Source organism: Shewanella sp. SR44-3 (assembly GCF_014163735.1).
Taxonomy (GTDB): domain Bacteria; phylum Pseudomonadota; class Gammaproteobacteria; order Enterobacterales; family Shewanellaceae; genus Shewanella.
In genome coordinates this window covers 1-600 of the sequence record NZ_JACJDV010000103.1, presented here as the reverse complement: position 1 = coordinate 600, position 600 = coordinate 1, and the positions used below count along the sequence as shown (strand labels likewise).

1 protein-coding gene is annotated in these 600 nt (G+C 36.5%); it reads left to right on the top strand.

Annotation, left to right across the window (positions count from 1 at the left end; genetic code table 11):
* On the top strand, nucleotides 1-497 hold a 497-nt coding region (locus tag H5073_RS17995; RefSeq protein WP_220488113.1), incomplete at its 5' end, for a hypothetical protein.
* Between the last annotated feature and the right edge of the window lie 103 nt (nucleotides 498-600).

Below are 600 nucleotides of genomic sequence, written 5' to 3'. Positions count from 1 at the left end.
CGTTATGCGTAATGAATAGATTGAAGAAATTTTCAGGGAAGTTGGCAGTTGGTATTTTCTGTATCTATATCATGTCGTGCTTTTTTCACTCAATTATCTATAGCAACAAAGCTTACTTCTTAATGTTCGTCCTAACTTGTTTATTAACTTTTGTTTTCTTTGTAATAGGTCAACGTTATGAACACCATCCGTACAGAAAAAAAGATCTACCAATTGTGCTTGGCATCCTTTTGCCTAGCTACGGTTTTTTTAGCTGGCTCATTGTAAACGCAATATTTGTAAGCCTTGTTACTTTTGATGTATTAACTCATAAGTCATCTCAAGTTTTGGTTGATGTCACCAGTAAATCTTGTTCAACTGTAAAAGGGCAAGTGAATTGCTACTTAATAATTAATGGTGAAAAGCATTATCTTCCAATTGAGCGTTTGCAAAATATTCAGTTAGGTAAAGCCAACGTAGTAATAAGAGAGTATTGGTTAGGAACGAAAATAGAGTGAGTTACGCATAACAAGCGGTTTATGGATGGGACTCGTAATAGCTTGCTCGGGTTCGTTCCTCACCAGTTTAGCAAGCTAATACTCGCCCCATAACCGGGCGTTA